This is a genomic window from Dietzia sp. HMSC21D01 (genome assembly GCF_001815995.1).
In the GTDB taxonomy this organism is placed as follows: domain Bacteria; phylum Actinomycetota; class Actinomycetes; order Mycobacteriales; family Mycobacteriaceae; genus Dietzia; species Dietzia cinnamea.
This window is the reverse complement of sequence record NZ_KV823743.1, coordinates 1-1275: the sequence shown is the minus strand read 5'-3', so window position 1 is coordinate 1275 and position 1275 is coordinate 1. Positions and strand designations below refer to the sequence as shown.

Below are 1275 nucleotides of genomic sequence, written 5' to 3'. Positions count from 1 at the left end.
GGGCGGGAGCCCGGGCCCGCGGTCAGGGCACGACGACCGGCGGCACCGTCCGGATCGCGCCGGAGACGTCGGCCGCCCACCGCAGCGGGCCGCTGGTCGGGTCCCAGCCGGCGAGCAGGTCCGCCACCTTCGCCGTCATCTCCCGTCCGAGACGTAGGAACGACGTCTCGGGCCGGTCGTCGACCTCGCCGAGGATGAGCCACCACGCCCAGGCGACGGCGCCGGCGTTGGCCATGAAGTCCGGCAGCACCGCGATACCGCGGGTCGTGAGGTCGAGTTCCGCATCGGCGGTCGTGGCGGCGTTCGCGGCCTCCACGACGATCGGCGCCGTGACCTGCGCGCAGTTCTCGGCGGTGATCGCGTACGACACGGCGGCGGGAACCAGGACGTCGACGTCCATGCCGAGGATGCTGTCGCGGTCCAGACGCTGCACCCGGGCGGGTACGGCGGCGCGGTCGATCTCGCCGAAGCGGTCGCGGGTCGCCAGCAGCGCCGGGACGTCGAGGCCGGCGGGGTCGTAGAGTGTGCCGGCGGCGTCGGCGAGCGCGACCACCCGCATCCCGGCCTCGTGCAGATACCAGGCGGCGCCACCGCCCATGGTGCCGACGCCCTGGATCGCGACCGACGTGCGCTCGATGTCCCAGCCGCGCACGTGCGCTGCCGCGAGGCACGCCTGCGCGACGCCGTAGCCACCGATCACGTCGCCCAGGAGCCCACCCGGGACCTCGGCGTTGAGCCCGCGGAAGATCCGATCGGCCGTGGCCGCGGGGTCAGCGGACCGCTCGATCGCCGCGTGGTACGACTGCCTCATGCCGAGGCGGCCGAAGACCTCGTCGATGAGGTGCTGCGGCACGCCCAGGTCCTCGGCGGTCACCCAGTGCCGGTCGAGGAACGGGCGCATCGCCTCGCAGAAGCGGCCGAGCACCTCGACGGCTCGCGGGTCCTTGGGGTCGAAGTCGATTCCGCCCTTGGCCCCACCGACGGGTAAGTCGAAGGCCGCGGTCTTGCGGGTCATTCCGCGCGCCAGGTCCTCTACCTCGCGGAGGGTGCATCCGGCGCGCATGCGGGTGCCGCCGGTGGCCAGGCCGCCGACGAGCGTGTCCACGACGAGATAGCCGCGGGCGCAGGTCTGATCGTCCTCCCAGTGCAGGCGCAAGTAGGGTTCGCGGCGGGTACTCGACGTCTCGGCCGGGGCCGGGGCCGTGGCCGGGGTCAGGGCCGGAGCCGTGGCCGGTGCGGAGACGGCCTGTGCGGCGGGCCCGGTCTGCGGGCCGG

At 74.4% G+C, this 1275-nt stretch carries 1 protein-coding gene; it reads right to left on the bottom strand.

The window, feature by feature from the left end:
- Positions 1 to 22: 22 nt before the first annotated feature.
- Positions 23 to 1216: a Glu/Leu/Phe/Val dehydrogenase dimerization domain-containing protein gene (locus HMPREF3086_RS03015; RefSeq protein ID WP_061227561.1), complete on the bottom strand. Its 1194-nt coding sequence runs from the start codon at positions 1214 to 1216 to the stop codon at positions 23 to 25.
- Between the last annotated feature and the right edge of the window lie 59 nt (positions 1217 to 1275).